General features: G+C 57.0%; 18 protein-coding genes. 10 read left to right on the top strand and 8 right to left on the bottom strand.

Features of this window, described 5'->3' with window-relative positions; genetic code table 11:
- The first annotated feature begins 36 nt into the window (after positions 1-36).
- Positions 37-663 carry an FG-GAP repeat domain-containing protein gene (locus Q1B13_RS05790; RefSeq protein WP_367180699.1) on the top strand — a complete coding sequence of 209 codons (627 nt, stop codon included), beginning with the start codon at positions 37-39 and terminating at the stop codon, positions 661-663.
- Between the two features lie 93 nt (positions 664-756).
- Here Q1B13_RS05790 and purD read toward each other — a convergent pair whose 3' ends face one another.
- Positions 757-2019, bottom strand: coding sequence for a phosphoribosylamine--glycine ligase (purD, locus tag Q1B13_RS05785; RefSeq protein WP_299078270.1), 1263 nt, complete (start codon positions 2017-2019; stop codon positions 757-759).
- A 75-nt stretch (positions 2020-2094) separates the two neighbouring features.
- On the opposite strand from purD, the gene xseA reads away from it, so the two are divergent.
- Both xseA and Q1B13_RS05775 read left to right on the top strand, forming a co-directional pair.
- Positions 2095-3579 (top strand): exodeoxyribonuclease VII large subunit, encoded by a 1485-nt coding sequence (xseA, locus tag Q1B13_RS05780; RefSeq protein WP_299078269.1) that lies wholly within the window; start codon positions 2095-2097, stop codon positions 3577-3579.
- A 3-nt stretch (positions 3580-3582) separates the two neighbouring features.
- Positions 3583-4224 (top strand): glutathione S-transferase family protein, encoded by a 642-nt coding sequence (locus tag Q1B13_RS05775; protein WP_299078267.1) that lies wholly within the window; start codon positions 3583-3585, stop codon positions 4222-4224.
- Positions 4225-4231: 7 nt separating this feature from the next.
- Here Q1B13_RS05775 and Q1B13_RS05770 read toward each other — a convergent pair whose 3' ends face one another.
- On the bottom strand, positions 4232-4612 hold the full coding sequence (locus Q1B13_RS05770) for a hypothetical protein (protein ID WP_299078265.1): 381 nt from the start codon (positions 4610-4612) through the stop codon (positions 4232-4234).
- 161 nt (positions 4613-4773) lie between these two features.
- On the opposite strand from Q1B13_RS05770, the gene Q1B13_RS05765 reads away from it, so the two are divergent.
- From Q1B13_RS05765 to Q1B13_RS05745, 5 genes are all read left to right on the top strand, one after another.
- The gene (locus Q1B13_RS05765) at positions 4774-5412 is read left to right on the top strand and encodes a lysoplasmalogenase (protein ID WP_299078263.1); all 639 of its coding nucleotides are present in this window, start codon (positions 4774-4776) and stop codon (positions 5410-5412) included.
- A gap of 58 nt (positions 5413-5470) precedes the next feature.
- Entirely contained in the window at positions 5471-6613 is a 1143-nt protein-coding gene (gene ftsY / locus Q1B13_RS05760; protein WP_299078261.1) for a signal recognition particle-docking protein FtsY, read from the top strand.
- An 88-nt stretch (positions 6614-6701) separates the two neighbouring features.
- Positions 6702-7604: an EamA family transporter gene (locus Q1B13_RS05755; protein WP_299078259.1), complete on the top strand. Its 903-nt coding sequence runs from the start codon at positions 6702-6704 to the stop codon at positions 7602-7604.
- 16 nt (positions 7605-7620) lie between these two features.
- On the top strand, positions 7621-8226 hold the full coding sequence (locus Q1B13_RS05750; protein WP_298932622.1) for an inner membrane-spanning protein YciB: 606 nt from the start codon (positions 7621-7623) through the stop codon (positions 8224-8226).
- A gap of 140 nt (positions 8227-8366) precedes the next feature.
- Positions 8367-9035, top strand: a complete 669-nt coding sequence (locus Q1B13_RS05745; protein ID WP_298932623.1) for a Crp/Fnr family transcriptional regulator — start codon at positions 8367-8369, stop codon at positions 9033-9035.
- A 396-nt stretch (positions 9036-9431) separates the two neighbouring features.
- Here Q1B13_RS05745 and Q1B13_RS05740 read toward each other — a convergent pair whose 3' ends face one another.
- The 6 genes from Q1B13_RS05740 to rpiA all read right to left on the bottom strand — a co-directional run bounded on the left by Q1B13_RS05740 (position 9432) and on the right by rpiA (position 15624).
- Complete coding sequence (locus Q1B13_RS05740) at positions 9432-10922, bottom strand: Do family serine endopeptidase (RefSeq protein WP_299078256.1); 1491 nt, start codon at positions 10920-10922, stop codon at positions 9432-9434.
- A gap of 124 nt (positions 10923-11046) precedes the next feature.
- Positions 11047-11241, bottom strand: a complete 195-nt coding sequence (locus Q1B13_RS05735; protein WP_120635092.1) for a DUF2065 domain-containing protein — start codon at positions 11239-11241, stop codon at positions 11047-11049.
- A complete protein-coding gene (gene hflC, locus Q1B13_RS05730) occupies positions 11241-12134 on the bottom strand; it encodes a protease modulator HflC (RefSeq protein ID WP_299078253.1) in 894 nt (297 codons plus the stop codon). The genes Q1B13_RS05735 and hflC overlap by 1 nt, the downstream gene beginning before the upstream one ends.
- A complete protein-coding gene (gene hflK / locus Q1B13_RS05725; RefSeq protein ID WP_298932629.1) occupies positions 12134-13276 on the bottom strand; it encodes an FtsH protease activity modulator HflK in 1143 nt (380 codons plus the stop codon). Before hflK ends, hflC begins: the two co-directional genes overlap by 1 nt.
- A 72-nt stretch (positions 13277-13348) precedes the next feature.
- Positions 13349-14707, bottom strand: a complete 1359-nt coding sequence (gene gor, locus Q1B13_RS05720; protein WP_299078250.1) for a glutathione-disulfide reductase — start codon at positions 14705-14707, stop codon at positions 13349-13351.
- A gap of 128 nt (positions 14708-14835) precedes the next feature.
- The gene (gene rpiA, locus Q1B13_RS05715; RefSeq protein WP_299078247.1) at positions 14836-15624 is read right to left on the bottom strand and encodes a ribose-5-phosphate isomerase RpiA; all 789 of its coding nucleotides are present in this window, start codon (positions 15622-15624) and stop codon (positions 14836-14838) included.
- Between the two features lie 167 nt (positions 15625-15791).
- On the opposite strand from rpiA, the gene Q1B13_RS05710 reads away from it, so the two are divergent.
- The gene (locus tag Q1B13_RS05710; RefSeq protein ID WP_299078245.1) at positions 15792-16493 is read left to right on the top strand and encodes a glutathione S-transferase family protein; all 702 of its coding nucleotides are present in this window, start codon (positions 15792-15794) and stop codon (positions 16491-16493) included.
- A gap of 1 nt (position 16494) precedes the next feature.
- On the top strand, positions 16495-17868 hold the full coding sequence (locus Q1B13_RS05705; RefSeq protein ID WP_299078242.1) for an L-serine ammonia-lyase: 1374 nt from the start codon (positions 16495-16497) through the stop codon (positions 17866-17868).
- Positions 17869-17908: the final 40 nt, after the last annotated feature.

Here is a 17908-nt window from a genome sequence, read left to right as displayed (position 1 = left end):
CGCTTCACAGAACCGACCACCCGATACGCACATGGTGTGTTGGGTGATAATATTGAATACGGCACGCTGGAAATCACGGTCCAGACCGAACGGTCAAAACAGGCACAGGCAACTGATGCTGCCCAAGATCATTCGGTCCTGACCATCCGCCTTCCAGAAGATCGTGTATTCGAAGATCTCTCTCCACGTCTCATGGACGTAGATTCCGATGGCAAGTTCGAAGTAGTCGTCGTGGAATCTCAAGCTCAAAAAGGCGCTCAGCTGGCGATTTATGACGCCTCGGGGCAGAAGATTGCCGCCACCCCGCATATTGGCACACGCTTTCGCTGGCTCGCCCCGATCGGCGCGGCGGATCTGGACCGTGATGGTCATATTGAAGTCGCCTATATCGACCGCCCTCATCTGGCTAAGACCTTGCGAATCTGGCGCTTTGGAAACGGGCAATTGACCGAAATCGCCACCCTGCCCGGCCTCACCAATCATCGGATCGGGGAAGACTTCATCAGCGGTGGCATCCGGGAATGCAGATCAGGTCCGGAACTCATTGTGGCCAGTGCAGATTGGCGCAACATTTTCAGTGTGCGCTACGCGAACGGCTGGGTGAAAAACCACCTCGGCCCGTTTTCGCCCGCAGCTATGGATCAGCACATGGCCTGTTTATAATAGTATTGCCGCAGCCCGCGACAGCGGGCTGCCCGGCCCAAGGCCTGCTGAGACGCATCTTAGATGCGGCGCAAGGGCACGGGAGCTTTTTGATCAAAGCGCTCGCCAGCCAATGTCGCGCCGGTAAAACCCGTCCGGCCAATCGATCCCGTCAACCATCGCGTAAGCCCGGTCGCGTGCTTGCTTCAAGGTCTCACCACGTGCGGTAACGTTCAGCACGCGCCCGCCTGAGGCGGTGATCTGACCATCAACAGACTTTGTCCCTGCATGGAAAACCATGTTTCTGCTGTCTTCAGGAACACAATCCAGACCTTTGATAAAAGTCCCTTTTTCATAGGATCCCGGATACCCGTTGGCAGCCATGACCACCGTCATTGCATAATCATCCGCCCAGTTGACCTGCGTTTCGCCTAACCGTCCCTCAGCTGCCGCATGCATCAGATCCATCGCCTGCGCCCCCAAGCGCATCATCAAAACCTGACACTCCGGGTCACCAAAACGAACGTTGTACTCCACCAAACGGGGCCGGCCGTCCCTGATCATCAATCCCGCGTACAGGACACCCTGAAACGGCATACCCCGGCGCTTCATTTCCTGCATGGTGGGCCGGATGATTTCTTCCATCGCGCGCGCCTCGATATCAGCACTCAATACCGGCGCGGGGGAATAGGCGCCCATGCCGCCGGTGTTCGGTCCGGTGTCACCTTCACCGACGCGTTTGTGGTCCTGAGCGGTTCCGATCGAAAGAATCTCCTCGCCATCGCAGAGCACAAACAACGACGCCTCTTCGCCGTCCATGAACTCTTCGATCACAATCTCAGCCCCGGCACCGCCAAAAGCCCCTCCGAACATGTCGTCTATCGCGTCCAGAGCGTCCTGTTCCTCCATCGCCACGATCACGCCCTTGCCTGCAGCCAGACCATCGGCTTTGACGACAATCGGCGCGCCCTGTTCGCGAATATAGGCTTTAGCAGGCCCAGCTTCGGTAAATCGCGCATACGCCGCTGTCGGTGCCCCCGACGCATCACAGACTTCCTTGGTAAAGCTCTTTGAAGCCTCCAATTGCGCCGCTTCCGCCGAGGGTCCGAAAACCAACACCCCGGCTTCACGCAGACGATCTGCAACACCCGCAGCCAATGGCGCCTCGGGGCCTACAATGACAAAATCAATCGCGTTTTCTTCCGCAAAGCTGACCACCGCACCGCCGTTTTCGATATCCAGCGCCGCGCAATCGGCAATCTGGGCGATCCCGGCATTGCCCGGCGCCACGATGAGGCGGTCACATTTAGGGTTTTGCAACACGGCCCAGGCCAGGCTGTGCTCGCGCCCACCACTGCCGAGAATGAGGATATTCATGAATGCGCTCCGATCTGCTTGGCCTTGCCTTCCGGGCGTTCTAAGCTGGGCACGCATTTGACACAAGGCGCTGAAATGTCCGACCTGCTTGACGACCCGGTTCCGGGCCAAAACACACCCGAATACACCGTCTCGGAAATCTCGGGCGAGGTGAAACGTACGCTCGAAGGCTCGTTCGGGCGGATCCGCGTGCGGGGCGAGGTTGGGCGCGTGTTCAAAGCGCGGTCCGGGCATCTGTATTACGACGTCAAAGATGATCGGAACGTTCTGGCCTGCACCACTTGGAAAGGGCAAGTTTCCGGCCTGTCTGTTGTTCCCGAAGAAGGGCTGGAAGTTGTAGTAACCGGTCGTCTGACCGCATTTGGGGCGCAGTCGAAATACAACCTGAATGTCGACGAAGTTGCAGTCGCCGGGCAAGGCGCGTTGATGGCCTTGTTGGAAAAGCGCAAAAAACAGCTTGAGGCCGAAGGTTTGTTTGCGCCGGAACGCAAAAAGCCCCTGCCCTATTTGCCGCAAGTCATAGGCGTTGTGACTTCTCCATCAGGCGCTGTGATCCGGGATATCCTGCACCGCCTACGAGATCGTTTTCCCCGTAAGGTGTTGATCTGGCCAGTGGCCGTTCAGGGTTCAAACTGTGCACCCGAAGTCGCGAACGCAATAACTGGGTTCAACCAGTTTACATCCGGCGGGGCGCTTCCACGTCCCGACCTGATCATTGTTGCACGTGGCGGCGGATCAATCGAAGATCTCTGGGGATTCAATGAAGAAGCGGTGGCCCGTGCTACGGCAGCGTCGGACATCCCGTTGATCTCGGCGGTTGGACATGAGACCGATACAACGCTGATCGATTTTGTTTCGGACCGCCGCGCACCCACGCCCACGGCGGCGGCCGAACTGGCGGTGCCAGTGCGCATTGAGTTGCTAGCCTGGACCGGCGAACAAGGCGCTCGCCTGTCGCGGGCAGCCACCGATGCGGTCCAACGCCGGGCCCAGCGTTTGCGCGATCTGTCTCGCGCCCTTCCGCGGGCCGAGACGCTGCTGGGCACGCCGCGTCAGCGGCTGGATCAGGTGTCAGAACGGCTCCCCAATGCGCTCATCCGTGGCGTACAGAACCGCCGAGTCAAACTGCTGGATGCGTCCGCGCACCTGCGCCCTTCGACATTGCGCGGACTGGTGGAAACACGGCGCGACCGCTGGCGCAACCTGTCGTCACGCCTGTCTTTACGCCCGATCCAACGTGAACTCGAAGCCCGTAGCGAGACTTTGTCCCGATTGACCGAACGGCTCAACATCGCACAAACCACGCGACTGGACCGATTGCGCCAGCGGCTTGAGGCAACGGACCGCCTGCGCGAAACACTCAGCTACAAAGCAACGCTGGAGCGCGGCTACGCTGTTGTCCATGCCAACGGCGAGGTGATGACAACCAGGTCACAAGCCGCAGAGCATTCGGTTCTGGAAATCGAATTCTCCGATGGTCGTTTGAAAACCGGCGCGACTGGCAAAACGCCCGCCAGGAAAACCAAACAGGACACCCCTGACCAAGGGTCGTTGTTCTAAGCCATGCTGACCATCTGGGGCCGCAAAACATCATCGAATGTTCAGGCCCTGATGTGGTGTGTTGGTGAACTTGGCCTTGCATATCGACGCCATGATTTAGGACATCAATTTGGTGGCTTGGACACCGAACCGTTCAAACACTTGAACCCAAACCAGACCATTCCGGTTTTGCAGGACGGCGACACCCCACCGATTTGGGAAACCGGTGCGATCCTGCGCTACCTTGCCGCCCGATACGGGGACGATACGTTCTGGCCAAAGGACCCTGTTCAGCGGGCCGAGGTGGACAAATGGGCTGAATGGGCAAAGATCAATGTCGCGATGGCGTTCACAGTTCCAGTGTTCTGGCGCATCGTTCGAACGGCTCAGTCGGCACGGGACGAAAGTGCCATTTTAGCTGCTGTCAACGCGCTCGAAAGCAAACTGAAAATCGCGGATTCGAAACTGATGCAGAGCCAGTTCATCTCCGGGCCCGACCTGACACTGGCTGACATTCAACTTGGCCACATACTTTTCCGCTACTACGATATTGAAATTCCAAGAGCATCTCTGAAAAATATCCGCCGCTATTACGACGAACTGAGCCAACGAAGCGCATTCCACGAACATGTCATGATCAGCTATGACGACCTGAAGGTGACTTGATCCGGTTTCAGACCCCAACCTCAGGCCCGTAACAGATCATTTCTTCGCCTATGTCATCCGCTTCGTACAGTTCGGTTGCCTCCGGGTCGCCTTCAAACTGGGCGATCAAGCCGCCGCCTGACTGCGTAAACACCCAACACTGAGGGTCCAGACGATCCTCATAGATAAAGCAGATTTGCTCACCTTGTTGATACCAGATGCCTTCGCGGCACTTGCCGTCAAGGAAGGACCAGATAACGCGCTGATTGGGCAAATACCGCTCAACCCCATAAACTTGGCCATCATTGCCATAGTACAGCGTCTTACCGCGCGTATAGTTATCAAATTCTGAGCCGGACAACGGGGGCTGCGCTGCGGCTGCATTGCCCAAAAACACCAACGGAATCATCAGACATCTCAACATGCCTGCATTTTGTCAGATGCGGTGCGCCCGCGCCATACAAGCTTTGACATCGTGGCGCGCACAACTGACTGCCTCAACGTCACTGCTTGCGCCCAATCTGGAACCGAAGTGACATGGCTAAGAACAGTATTTGATCGGGACCTGACATGACGACAATCCTATTCTGGGCCGCCTTCGGATGCGCCTTGGCCTATCTGGCCCTTACAGCACGCGCCGCGAGCCCCATTCGCACCGTTTTGAAAACGTCGTCGGTTGCCATACTGGCATTAGTCGCGCTGATGCTGTCCACCCCTTGGATGCTGGTCCTTGCTTTGGCTTTGTGTTCCGTGGGCGACGCCTTGCTATCGCGAGAGACAGAGACAACCTTCATGGCCGGGATCGCAGCGTTCGCCGCCGGGCATCTGACCTATATCGCTTTGTTCCTGACGCTCCCTGCAAGCGATCCTGCACTAATCCTGGCATCACCCGCAGTCTTCTGGTCCCTGATCATTCTTGGGATTGTAATGGCGACACTGCTCGCACCGCGTGCGGGGGATCTAAAAGGTCCGGTATTGGCCTACATCCCGATCATCCTCGGGATGGGTGTAACGGTTCTGGCCCTGCCCGAAACCGGCGCGCTACGATGGGCCTTACCTGCTGCCATAGCCTTCATTGCATCGGATTTGATCCTGGCGACCGAGAAATTCCTTCTGCCCGAAGATCATCCGGCGCTCAAGCTTACGCCCTATATGGTCTGGCCGCTTTACTGGGGTGCACAAGCTGGCTTTCTGATCGCCTTTTCGTGACCCTTTGCAACTGCCGTCAATCCGCATTAGGTGAGGGGCACACCTGTGGAGACCAAAGATGGCGTTTTTCTCAAAGCTGAAGGACAAGCTGTTCAAATCCTCATCGCGCCTTGAAGAAGGGCTCGACGCGATTGTCGAGGATGGCGGCGAGGAAACCACAACCCCGGATCCGGTTATCCCGGAACCCGAACCCGAACCGCACCCCGTCCCCGAGATCCCTGAACCCGCGCCGGTCCCGCAGCCGGCTGAAACGCCCTCTCCAATCCCAGCGGACCCCACACCTGCAACGCCACCGCCCGAAGTGCCGAGTTCCAAGGGAGTACTGGGTCGCCTGTTTGCTCGCAGCGACACCCCCACCGAAGTTCGACGCACACTGGACGATGACATGCTCGAGCAACTCGAAGAGCTGCTGATCGCATCTGACATGGGCGTCGATACCGCCCTGCGTGTCACCGCCAACATGGCCGAGGGTCGCTTTGGCCGCAAACTTTCAACGCGTGAAATCAAGCAGTTGCTGGCGCAGGAAGTCATCCGTGTCATGGAACCGGTCGCGAAACCTCTGCCGATTTACCCTAAACGCCCACAAGTGGTTCTGATCGTCGGCGTTAACGGCTCAGGCAAGACCACCACGATCGGTAAGCTGGCCAGCCAATTTAAATCGGCTGGCAAGAAGGTGGTCATTGCCGCCGGCGACACATTCCGCGCAGCGGCAGTCGAACAGTTGCAAGTTTGGGGCGATCGCGCTGGCGTTCCGGTTCTGACAGCGCCCGAAGGCTCTGACCCGGCATCGCTTGCCTTTGATGCCCTGAGCAAAGCGCAGGAAGATGGCGCTGATCTGCTTATGATCGACACCGCCGGCCGTTTACAAAACCGCGCCGACCTGATGGAAGAACTGGCCAAGATTGTCCGCGTCATTCGTAAAGTCGACGATACCGCCCCGCACAACACCCTGCTTGTACTGGATGCAACCACCGGTCAGAACGCGCTGAACCAGGTCGAAACTTTCCGCAATCTGGCCGATGTCTCGGGCCTCGTGATGACCAAGCTGGATGGCACGGCCAAGGGTGGCGTGCTGGTGGCGCTGGCTGACAAGTTCGGCCTGCCGATCCATGCCATCGGCGTGGGCGAGCAGATCGACGACCTGGCCCCATTTGACCCAGAGGAATTCGCCGCCGCCTTGACGGGCCTGGAACAGAGCTGATCCACATCTTCATCTGGCTTCAAATATCCTCGGGGGGTCTGGGGGGCAGACAGCCCCCCAGCCTCTGCGCCAGCGAAAGCCCCGAGGCTTGAGCGACTGGCTGATTTCTCTGGAGGGTACCGAGGCAGGTCACCAACTTGCCCTCGGCCTCGCCCTGATGGCAGCCTTCCTGCATGCCGTATTTGGTGCGCTGCAAAAGGGTCGTCACGACCCATGGCTGTCACGTGGTGCAATCGATGCCTGCTATTGCCTGATGGCCGCGCCTTTTGCTTTCTTTGTGGTGCCATGGCCGGAACCTTATATGTGGCCGATCTTTGCAATGGTTTGGCTGATCCACATTGCGTACAAAACGCTTCAGGCCATGGCCTATACCAAGGGCTCCTATACCGTCGTCTATCCGGTCGTCCGCGGAACCGGCCCGCTCTTCACGGTTATTGGCGCCTATTTGTTGTTCGGAGAAGTCTTCACCGGTCTGCAATGGTTCGGCGTTGCTGTCTTGTTGGCCGGCATATTTGGCTTGGCCGCCTATAACCTTCGCTTCCTGGAAACCGACCGCGACACACTGGGTGTCGCGCTGGCATTAGCACTGGCCACGGGTTTGTTCGTTGCGATTTACACCACCTATGATGCTTACGGCATCCGCGCCACGGCTGATCCGTTCACCTTCCTGGCCTGGTTTTTCATGATAGATGGGGCAGCTATGCCGATCTATGCGTTCTTCAGGTGGCGCGCCATGATCCATCGCCCTACCATCGGACCGCTGATGTTGCGCGGTCTCGCAGGGGGCATCATTGCTCCGCTGTCTTTCGGGGCGATCATGTTGGCCACGCGTCTGGACAAGGTCGGAGAAGCGGCTGTGCTGCGCGAGACGTCAACGGTGTTCGCAGCCTTGATCGGGTGGCTCGTTTTGAAAGAAACCGTCGGTCCAAGGCGTATTGCGCTGATGGCATTGATTGCACTCGGCGCTGTAATAGTTGAAATGGGCGGGTAAGTAGCAGGACGATAGCATGACCGACAAAAGAGAAATCAATCCGTTTCTGAAGCAGGCCCTGGAATTGGGTCCACCCTTGGCGTTTTTCTTCATCTACCTGCGCTTGCGTGATGACAGCTTTCAATTCGGCAATACCGAGTATTCTGGCTTTATCGTTGCGACAATTATCTTTGTTCCGCTGATGTTGGGTGCGATGGGTGTTCTTTGGTTCCTGACTGGCAAGCTTAGTCGAATGCAGATCTTCACAGCTTTCATGGTGATCTTCTTTGGCGGCCTCACAGCCTGGTTCAACGACGAGCGGTTCTTCAAGATGAAGACGACGCTGGTTTATGGGTTTTTCGCGCTGATCCTGGGTATCGGTCTGCTACAGAAGAAATCCTATCTGGCCTACGTGCTGGACGAGATGCTGCCCATGCGCCACGAAGGCTGGATGATCCTGACCCGGCGCCTCTGCGCCTGTTTCGTCGTATTAGCGGTGGCAAACGAATTGGTCTGGAGAACATTGTCCACTGATCTGTGGGTCAAGATCGAAACTTTTGGGTTCCCCATCGCATTGATGGTTTTCCTGATGTTGCAGTTCAATTTGCTGCAAAACTTCATGGACGATCCCGACCACCAATAGCCAAAACTGACCTAAGCGGCGGATTGCATCAGCAATTGGCCGCAGATTAACAAAAATCAGACAAAAAACCTTGGCTTAGCCTTCAAGCTGTGAAACCTTAACTCACCACTCACCATCCAATTCCGGAGAACAGCGCCCGAATGACGGCCTTCCCAACCAGCGGATTCCTGTCCGAAGCATCCGACGGGCTGAGAGAAATGCTTGCCGATCAAGCATCCGAAATTTCTTTGGCTCAGGGCGAAATTCTATTCGAACAAGACGACGAAGGCGACGCGTTGTACGCCATTTTGGACGGCACGCTCGAGGTTTCGTTTCTCGCGATGAGCGGCAGAAAGCTGACGCTGACGTTGATGCGTCCCGGCGAAGTGTTTGGCGAGATTGCTTTGTTCGACAGCGGTCCTCGCACAGCCACCGTCGCGGCCGCAGAGCCCTCGCGCGTTCTGCGTGTCCGTCGCAGCGACGTCATGAACCAAATCCGCCGACACCCTGATCTGGCTGTAGATATGGTCCGCCTCGCCGGTTTAAGGATGCGGTGGATGGGATCGCAACTCAACGAGCAGGTCTTTCTGCCGATGCCAATACGGCTGGCTCGGAAACTCCTGCATTTGTCCGGCCTGCAGGACGACCCAACTGAACGTATCACATTGTCGCAAAGCGAGTTGGCTGAATTCGTCGGAGCAACACGTGAGGCCGTGTCCAAGACAATTGCCACATGGAAACGTGACAATGTCGTTGAAGCCTCTAGGGGTGGCTTGCTGATACAGGATTTCGACGCCCTACGCGAATTGGCAGATTCCGACCTGATCTGACCGCGTGTGAACTGCTTCACATACCAAGAACAAGTCCTGAGCTAGTTTGGATTCGTTACCGTAGGAGGTCAGAGAATCATCCCCGATATCTGTCCACTGACCTCTCCCTGTATCTGAGCCATATGCCCGCACGGCATATGGCTCATTTTCTTTTCAGCCATTGTCACAAACCAGACTTACGTTGTCATCGGCAAGCAATGATGAACTCTCTGTTTTCAGAATTCCGGGATGAAGTGTTCATTAACGACTTCATATTGCGAAAGCATATGTCCAACCTGCGCCGCTTCTGTGCCGTTCAGCCATTCCCAGTTGTCTAAAAGAAAGGAGGCCCAAAATGAGCCTCCTTAACAACCATCTTAGTGGTCGCCTTTCGGTATTGCCCAACTGCCTCTTGCTTTACTCTTCCAAGCTCAGCGCAACAAAACGCGGATCACCGCCTCGACGCACCAAAAGCAACAGGGATTTTCGCCCAGCTACGCGCGCTTCCTCCATTCGTCCTTCGAGATCTTCGATCGATTCGACCTTTTGCTGACCCGCTTCGGTAATCAGGTCGCCTGCACGTAGCCCTTTGGCATAAGCCTCGGATGCTTCATCCACATCAGCGACAACCAGCCCTTCTGCATCAGCGTCCAGACCAAGATCTTCCCGGAATTTGTCTGTTAGCGGGGAAATGGTCAGACCCAGGATATCAGCGTTTTCACCACCCTCAGCGTCAGGTGTTTCTTCTTCTTCGCTTTCGCTGCTTTCAGCGTCTTCACGACGTCCCAGCGTAACCAGAATGGTCTGTGTGCCGCCGTCTCGCTGAACAACGACCCGCACGGATTTACCCACCGTAGTCTCGCCAACCTGACGTACCAACCCACGCGTATCTTCGACGTCAACACCGTCAAAGCTGAGGATCACGTCACCCGCTTTAAGGCCGGCTTCTTTTGCCGGTCCTTCGGGTACATCGCTGATCAACGCGCCGCCGGGCTTCTCCAGCCCCATTGCCTCTGCCATATCTTCCGTGACGTCCTGAATGCGGACGCCGAGCCAACCGCGGCGCGTTTCTCCGAACTCACGCAGTTGATCTACGACCTTGATCACTACATTGGAGGCCATTGAAAATCCGATACCGATCGAGCCCCCGTTGGGCGACAAGATCGCGGTGTTCACACCGATGACCTGCCCGTCCATGTCAAACAGCGGCCCGCCCGAGTTGCCGCGGTTGATCGCTGCGTCGGTCTGAATGTAGTCATCATAGGATCCGCTAAGCGCCCGATTACGGGCCGAAACAATCCCGGCTGAAACGGAAAAGCCTTGCCCCAACGGGTTGCCCATTGCGATGACCCAATCTCCGACCCGAGCGTTGTCACTGTCGCCGAAGGTCACGTATTTCAACGGCCCCGATGCCTCGACCTTAAGAAGCGCGATGTCGGTTTTCTCGTCAGTACCGATAACTTCGGCGGGTAGTTCCTTTTTGGGCTGACCGTCGCCCGGGAAGAATTCAACAAGGATTTCATCTGCTTCGGCGATGACGTGATTGTTGGTGACGATATAACCGTCTTCGGAAATCACGAAACCGGACCCCAGCGCATTGCTGCGGCGCGGACGGTTTTCGTCATCGCCGTTGCGGTCTTGGAAATCTCGAAAGAAGTCTTCGAATGGTGACCCTTCAGGGACGATACCCTGCGGACCGGTCTGCCCTTCTATCAAGGTAGAGGTAGTGATGTTCACGACCGCAGGGCTGATTTGTTCCGCCAACGGCGCCAGGCTTTCCCCCCGCGCATGCGCGGCCATCGTCTGTGCCAAAACGAGCAGCATGCTGGCAAAGGCCAGCCACATCAGCCGCATCATAACACTAACATCGTCCCAACGGACGGACACACTGCGCGCTTTTGCCTGCACTTGGGATCTCCTTGTCGACAAACTATCCCGACGGTTATGCCGGTATTTCTACCCAATGTAGTCAGTTTGGGTCTGCCCGCAACTCGGGAACAGGCGGAAATCACCAGCACGTGACATCACCAGATCAAAATCCCAACTGATATGCGCCCCACAAAAGAACAAAACCGCTGACCACACAAAGCAAACCCATCAGGCGCCGGGCTGGTTCCGGCAGGGCGCGCAGCGCCTCTAACATGCGCTCAATAAGCGAAGGGGCCAGCGCATAGGCCAGCCCCTCAACTATCAATACCAGCCCGAAGGCCAGAAGGATCAGGCCCATTACTCGGCTACCGCAGCCGGCGCTTGCCGTCCGGTTGGAGAGCTGAGGTAGTTGAAGAACTCTGAATCCGGGCTCATTATCAACGAGCTGTTTCCGCCCTGCAGCGCATTCTCATACGCTGTCAGAGAGCGGTAGAATTCAAAAAACTCAGGGTCCGCGCCGTAAGCTTCGGCAAAGATCGCGTTGCGTTCAGCGTCAGCTTCACCGCGGATGATCTCGGCCTCGCGACGCGCGTCAGATACCAGCTCCACAACGGTCCGGTCGGCTTGAGCGCGCACACGCTGCGCAGCCTCGTTACCGCGGGCACGTTCGTCGGTCGCTTCCCGTTCCCGTTCGGCTTTCATCCGATCAAACGTTGCTTCGAGGTTGGCTTGCGGCAGGTCAGTGGCCTTCAAACGAACGTCAATCACGCTCACGCCCAGCGCCTGCGCCTCGGCAATCGCGCTGTTGCGGATACGAAGCATCAACGCGGCACGATCCGAGCTGAGGATATCGCGAGACGATACCGAACCCAGAACCTCACGAGTTTCGGCGCGCAGGATCCGGTCCAGACGGTCTTCGGCAACCGGAATACCGCCAACACCAACCGCCTGACGGAACTGTTCAAGGTCTGAAATCCGGTAGCGTGCAAACGCGTCAACCACCAGACGGCGATCATCCAAAGGCGTAACCTCAAGCGGCTGAACGTCGATGGACAAGATACGGTCGTCGTATCGGACTACTTCTTGAATAACCGGGATTTTGAAGGCGAGACCAGGCTCTTCTTTGACCGCAACAACGCGACCAAATTGCAGAACCAACGCGCGTTCGCGCTCGTCCACGATAAAGATCGAGGACAGACCCACAACCGCCAAGATGAAAACAAGGATCAGAATAATAGGTGATTTACGCATCAGTTGCTCTCCGCGGCAGGGCTACGACGCAGCTCGTTAAGCGGCAGATAGGGTACGACACCCTGCCCCTGCCCGCCTGAGTTCTGGTCCAGAATGATCTTATCTACGTCGCCCAGAACCTGCTCCATTCGCTCAAGATAGAGACGCTTACGGGTGACATCCGGCGCTTTGGAGTATTCTTCAAGAACCGCGCTAAAGCGGCTGGCCTCACCCTGAGCGCTGTTTATCTGCTGGGCACGATACCCTTCAGATTCTTCCAGGATTTGCGCAGCTTCACCACGCGCCTCGGCGAGAACCCGGTTGGCATAGGCGTCAGCGACATTCTGCAATCGATCCCGCTCCTGCGCGGCAGCCTGAACGTCGCGGAACGCGGCAATCACGTCCTGCGGTGGGTCGGCCTTGTCGAAGTTCACCCGCACAATGTTCACACCAGAGTTATAGCTGTCCATCGTGGACTGGATCAGTTCCTGCAGGCGATCCGCAATAATACCCCGATCCCGGTTCAGGATCGGAGCCAGCTCTGATTGCGCAATGATCTCACGCATGGCGGATTCCGACACGGCCTGAATGGTCTGCTTAGGATCTCTCAAGTTAAACAGGTACTTGGCGGGGTCGTTGATGTTCCAGACAACCTGATAATCGATGTCGACGACGTTTTCGTCGCCGGTCAGCATCAGACCGTCATCGCTGCCACGCGCTCCGCCCATATCTTCGTTCTGTTCGCGGGTCACCGGAATGACCTCGGCGGTCACAAGCGGCCAAGGTGCAAAGTTCAGACCCGGGTTACCGACGGCAGAGAACTCGCCCAGAAACAACTCAACAGACTGTTCTTCTGGCTTGACCGTATAAAAGCTTGCTGCCGCCCAAAGACCAGCCGCGACCAACAGACCAATGGCAACAGTGCCTTTGGTGAAGATGGGACCGCCACCACCACCCTTGCCGTTCGAACCACGGCCACCGCCGCCGCGCCCGCCCATAAGGACGCGCAGCTGTTCCTGGCCCTTCTTCATCAGCTCGTCGATCTCGGGAATCTGCGGGCCGTCGCTTTCGGGGGGCTTGCGCCCGTCCCCGTTGTTACCCCGATTTCCTCCGCCACCCGAGGAGCCTCCGCCCCCCCAGGGGCCACCGCTGTTGCCCGCCATATTTTTCAATTCCTTCGCTTAGGCCCGTGTGATCACGGGGTCCCTTGTAACTTGTGTGCGCGTACTTGCAAATCAAGCAGTGCGCACAGGTTGCCGCATTGTCACCAATTCCTCGGCCATCACCGGGTGAACCGCGACTGTACGGTCAAAGTCTTCCTTGGTTGCGCCCATCTTTACCGCAATACCTGCCAACTGAATCATCTCACCTGCGCCCGGCGCGACGATGTGACAGCCTAGCACCTTTCGTGTCGCCTGGCTGACAATCAGTTTCATCAAAACACGCTGGGTTCCACCAGCAAACGCTTTCTGCATCGGTTTGAACGAGGTGGCATACACCTCGATCGGTTCCTGTTCGGCGGCCTCTTCCTCGCTCAGGCCAACCGTGCCCATTTCCGGCTGGGTAAAGATCGCTGTTGGGATAAGCTCGTGATCGACCGGTGTAGGGTTGCCCTTAAACACGGTTTCGACAAAAGCCATCCCCTCGCGGATCGCAACCGGCGTCAGATTGACCCTGTCGGTGACATCGCCAATGGCGAAGATCGAGGGAACGGCCGTCTGGCTGTAATCATCAACGACAACCTCGCCTTTACGCCCCCTCTCAACACCCAGAGCTTCAAGCCCCAGATCATCGGCGTTCGGCGCGCGGCCCGTCGCGTACATAACCGTGTCAAACAGTTGTTCAGACCCGTTGGTCGCCTTGACCCAGATCTTGTCGCCCTGCTTCTTCATCTCAAGCACGTTTGTGCCCAGGTGAACATCGATCCCGTTCTGGCACATTTCTTCGCTGATCAACCCACGCGCCTCGTCATCGAAGCCGCGCAGAATTTGCGCGCCGCGATAAAACTGTGTCGTCTTGACCCCAAGCCCGTTCATGATCCCTGCAAATTCGCAAGCAATGTACCCGCCGCCGACAATCAACATTGTCTCGGGCAGCTTTTCCAGATGGAAGATTTCATTCGACGTAATCGCCAGCTCTGATCCTGGAAACGCAGGCACAACCGGACGACCGCCTGTGGCCACCAGAATGTGCTTGGCGGTCTTGCGCAATCCATCGGCCAGCTCGACTGTGTGTGCGTCCACCAAATGGGCACGCTGATCAAAGCTTTCGACGCCGTTGTTCTTCAGGATACTGCGATAGATACCTTCCAACCGATCCAGTTCTGCATGCAGTTTGCCGCGGAACGTTTCCCAATTGAAAGCACCGGGTTGAATGTCCCAACCATAAGCTTGTGCGTCACCCACGGTGTCAGCAAATTCGCTGGCAAAAACCATCAGCTTTTTCGGAACACAGCCCCGAATGACACAGGTTCCGCCATAACGATCCTCTTCAGCCAACGCCACTTTGGCGCCGGTTTCGCCAGCCGCGACCCGCGCCGCGCGTACCCCACCCGAGCCACCACCGATGACGAATAGATCATAGTCAAAGCTCATGCCTGGTTCCTTCGTTCAACTTGCAAGAATTCTCTGGATATCTGGGCGCAGAAAAACGCCTGCCAACCCCTTTGGAGAGGAAATAGCTGCTTTTCTTACAAGATTTGCGCCGCGACACATCAAATGGCTCAATCCGACAAATCGGAGAACAAGTTTTCGCCGGCCCCTTCGATCAATTGGTCCAGCTCGATTGTGCCCTCGTTGATGTCGCGTAATTCGACCCGACCATCCCCATGCCCGATGACGACCTTGTCGCAAATGTCGATGAACAAGCCATTCTCGACCACGCCCGGCACCTGATTCAGCACCAAGGCCATTTGCCGCGCGTTGCCAATGCGTTGCAGATGCAGATCAAGAATATGGTTCCCCTCATCCGTCACAAACAGCGCCTCACCATTCATGCGCAGTGCAGCCGAAGTGCCAAGCACGTCCATTGTGTCCAGCGCTTCTTCGATCAGCGTTCGCGTAGTTTGCCAACCAAACGGGATCACCTCGACCGGTAGCGGGAAAGCACCCAGTGTTTCGACCTCTTTTCCCGCATCCGCAATCACGATCATCTGGTCACTGGCAGTGGCCACGATTTTTTCCTGCAAATGCGCACCACCGCCGCCCTTGATCAGGTTCAGATCGCCGTCAAACTCGTCTGCTCCGTCGATGGTCAGATCCAGCCACCCGGCCTGATCCAGCGAGACCACCTCGATACCAACCTCGCGGGCCAGCTGAGCGGTCCGGGTCGATGTCGGAACACCCATGATCCGCAGGTTTTCACCCTGAACCCTTTCGCCCAAACGGCGTACCAGCCAGGCGGCGGTGGACCCGGTGCCCAAACCGACACGCATTCCGTCTTCAACCATGTCGGCTGCACGGCGCGCTGCAACGTATTTTGCCATATCGATGGGCGACAGTTCTCCGGTCATGGCAGCTATCCTTTGTTTTTCTGTCGATCTTATACGGAATGCGTCAAACGACTGCGAGCCCGAAATCGCATAAGCGCTTACCAATCATGTCGCAAAAATACGCGTTTCCTATCGGAAACGTCGCAATCAAGTCTTCCTGTTTCCACGTAGCGCTATAAGTAGACAGAATGACGACGCAGTATCGCCTCCACTATGCTCCTGACAACGCCTCGCTGGTGATCCGACTGGTGTTGGAAGAAATGGACCTGCCCTATGAAACTGTGCTGGTCGATCGCAGCCGGAACGAGCAAGAAAGCGTGGCCTACCGGGCGCTAAACCCGAACGGGTTGATTCCTGTTCTTGAGACATCGCAAGGCCCGATATTTGAGACAGCCGCGATTCTGTTGTGGCTGGCAGACACCCATGGTGAGCTCGCGCCCTCCTCAGCCAGCCCTAACCGCGGTGATTTCTTGAAATGGCTGTTCTTTGCGTCAAACACGCTGCATTCAGATCTGCGTATCCTGTTTTACGCGGACCAGTACATTGAATCTGCAAAGGCAGCGGAACTGCGCGCCGGAATGTGCCCTCGCCTGCGTCGACACCTGAACGCACTAGATACGGTGGCAAAACAATCGCCCGAATGGCTGCACGCCGATCACCCATCGATCCTGACCTATTATCTGGCCTGTATGATGCGGTGGATGGCGCTGTATCCTGCCCGAATAGATCGCAGCTGGTATCAGCTGCCCGACACGCCGTATCTACAGAAAATTCTGATGCAGCTTGAAACCCGCCCTGCGACGCGTGCAGCCATTGCGGCCGAGGGTCTTGGGGTCACACCTTTCACATCTCCCACTCACGCCACTCCTCCTGAAGGCTCAGCTATCTGACATGTTCCTCTCTGTCTTTGATATGTTCAAAGTGGGCATTGGCCCATCCTCGTCGCACACAATGGGACCGATGGTTGCCGCTGCCCGGTTTCTTGACATGATGCGCGCCTCGCCATTTGAATTTGCGGGACTTCGCGGGTCGCTACACGGCTCGCTGGCCTTTACTGGTGTCGGCCATGCCACAGATCGGGCGACCATCCTGGGGCTGGCAGGGTTTGTTCCGGACACCTACGACAACGCCAAAGCCGAGGCCGCATTGGCGGCGATCTCCGAGACCCACTCCGTTACGCCCGACGGTTTGCCAACCCTCAAATTCGATCCCAAGGCCGATCTTCTCTTTGATTATGAAAACACCCTGCCGGGTCACGCCAATGGCATGATCCTGATGGCGACGGACGCACAAGGCGACGTCATCCTGCGCCAAGTGTATTACTCGATCGGTGGCGGCTTTGTGATGACCGAAGAAGAACTAGCCGCAGGCAAAGCAACCGACGAAGGCGCACCGGTTCCGTTTCCCTTCAAGTCTGCCGCCGAGATGTTGGAGATGTCCAATTCCAGTGGCAAAAGCATCGCCCATATGAAGCGCGAAAATGAAATCGCGCGTGGGTGCGCCAACAGTTTTGCCAAAGGGTCGGCCCGCTTGTGGCAAGTGATGAATGACTGCATCGAACGTGGACTGTCCACGGATGGTATTCTGCCCGGGGGTCTGAGCGTGCGCCGCCGCGCAAAGGGTATCTACGATGCCTTGATGGCCGAGCGCGGTATGAACCTGACAGCGCCGCACACCATCAACGACTGGATGAGTGTTTACGCCATGGCCGTGAATGAAGAAAACGCAGCCGGTGGTCAGGTCGTGACAGCCCCGACTAATGGCGCGGCGGGCGTGTTGCCTGCTGTTCTGCGTTATTACTTGGATCATGTCCCGGGCGCATCAGAAAGCCATATCGAAGACTTCCTTCTGACCGCAGCCGCGATTGGAGGGCTGGTGAAATACAACGCCTCGATCTCGGGGGCCGAGGCTGGTTGCCAGGCCGAAGTTGGCAGCGCGTCTGCCATGGCCGCTGCGGGTCTGTGCGCAGTAATGGGTGGAACCCCGGAACAAGTGGAAAATGCTGCCGAGATCGCGTTGGAACATCACCTTGGCATGACATGTGATCCAGTAGCAGGTCTTGTTCAAGTGCCTTGCATCGAACGCAACGGGCTTGGCGCGATCAAGGCCGTCTCGGCGGCGTCACTAGCATTGCGTGGCGATGGTCAACATTTCGTGCCTTTGGATGCGGTGATCGAAACCATGCGCCAGACCGGGCAGGATATGCATGAGAAGTATAAAGAGACTTCACTCGGTGGTCTCGCGGTGAACATTCCCAACTGCTGAACGAGCGTTTAGCCCTTCCCCTCCGGCACAGCTTGACCTA

The sequence above is a fragment of the uncultured Ruegeria sp. genome (assembly GCF_947489545.1).
In the GTDB taxonomy this organism is placed as follows: domain Bacteria; phylum Pseudomonadota; class Alphaproteobacteria; order Rhodobacterales; family Rhodobacteraceae; genus Ruegeria.
Note: the sequence above shows the minus strand (reverse complement) of the source record. Positions and strands in the feature narration are given on the sequence as shown.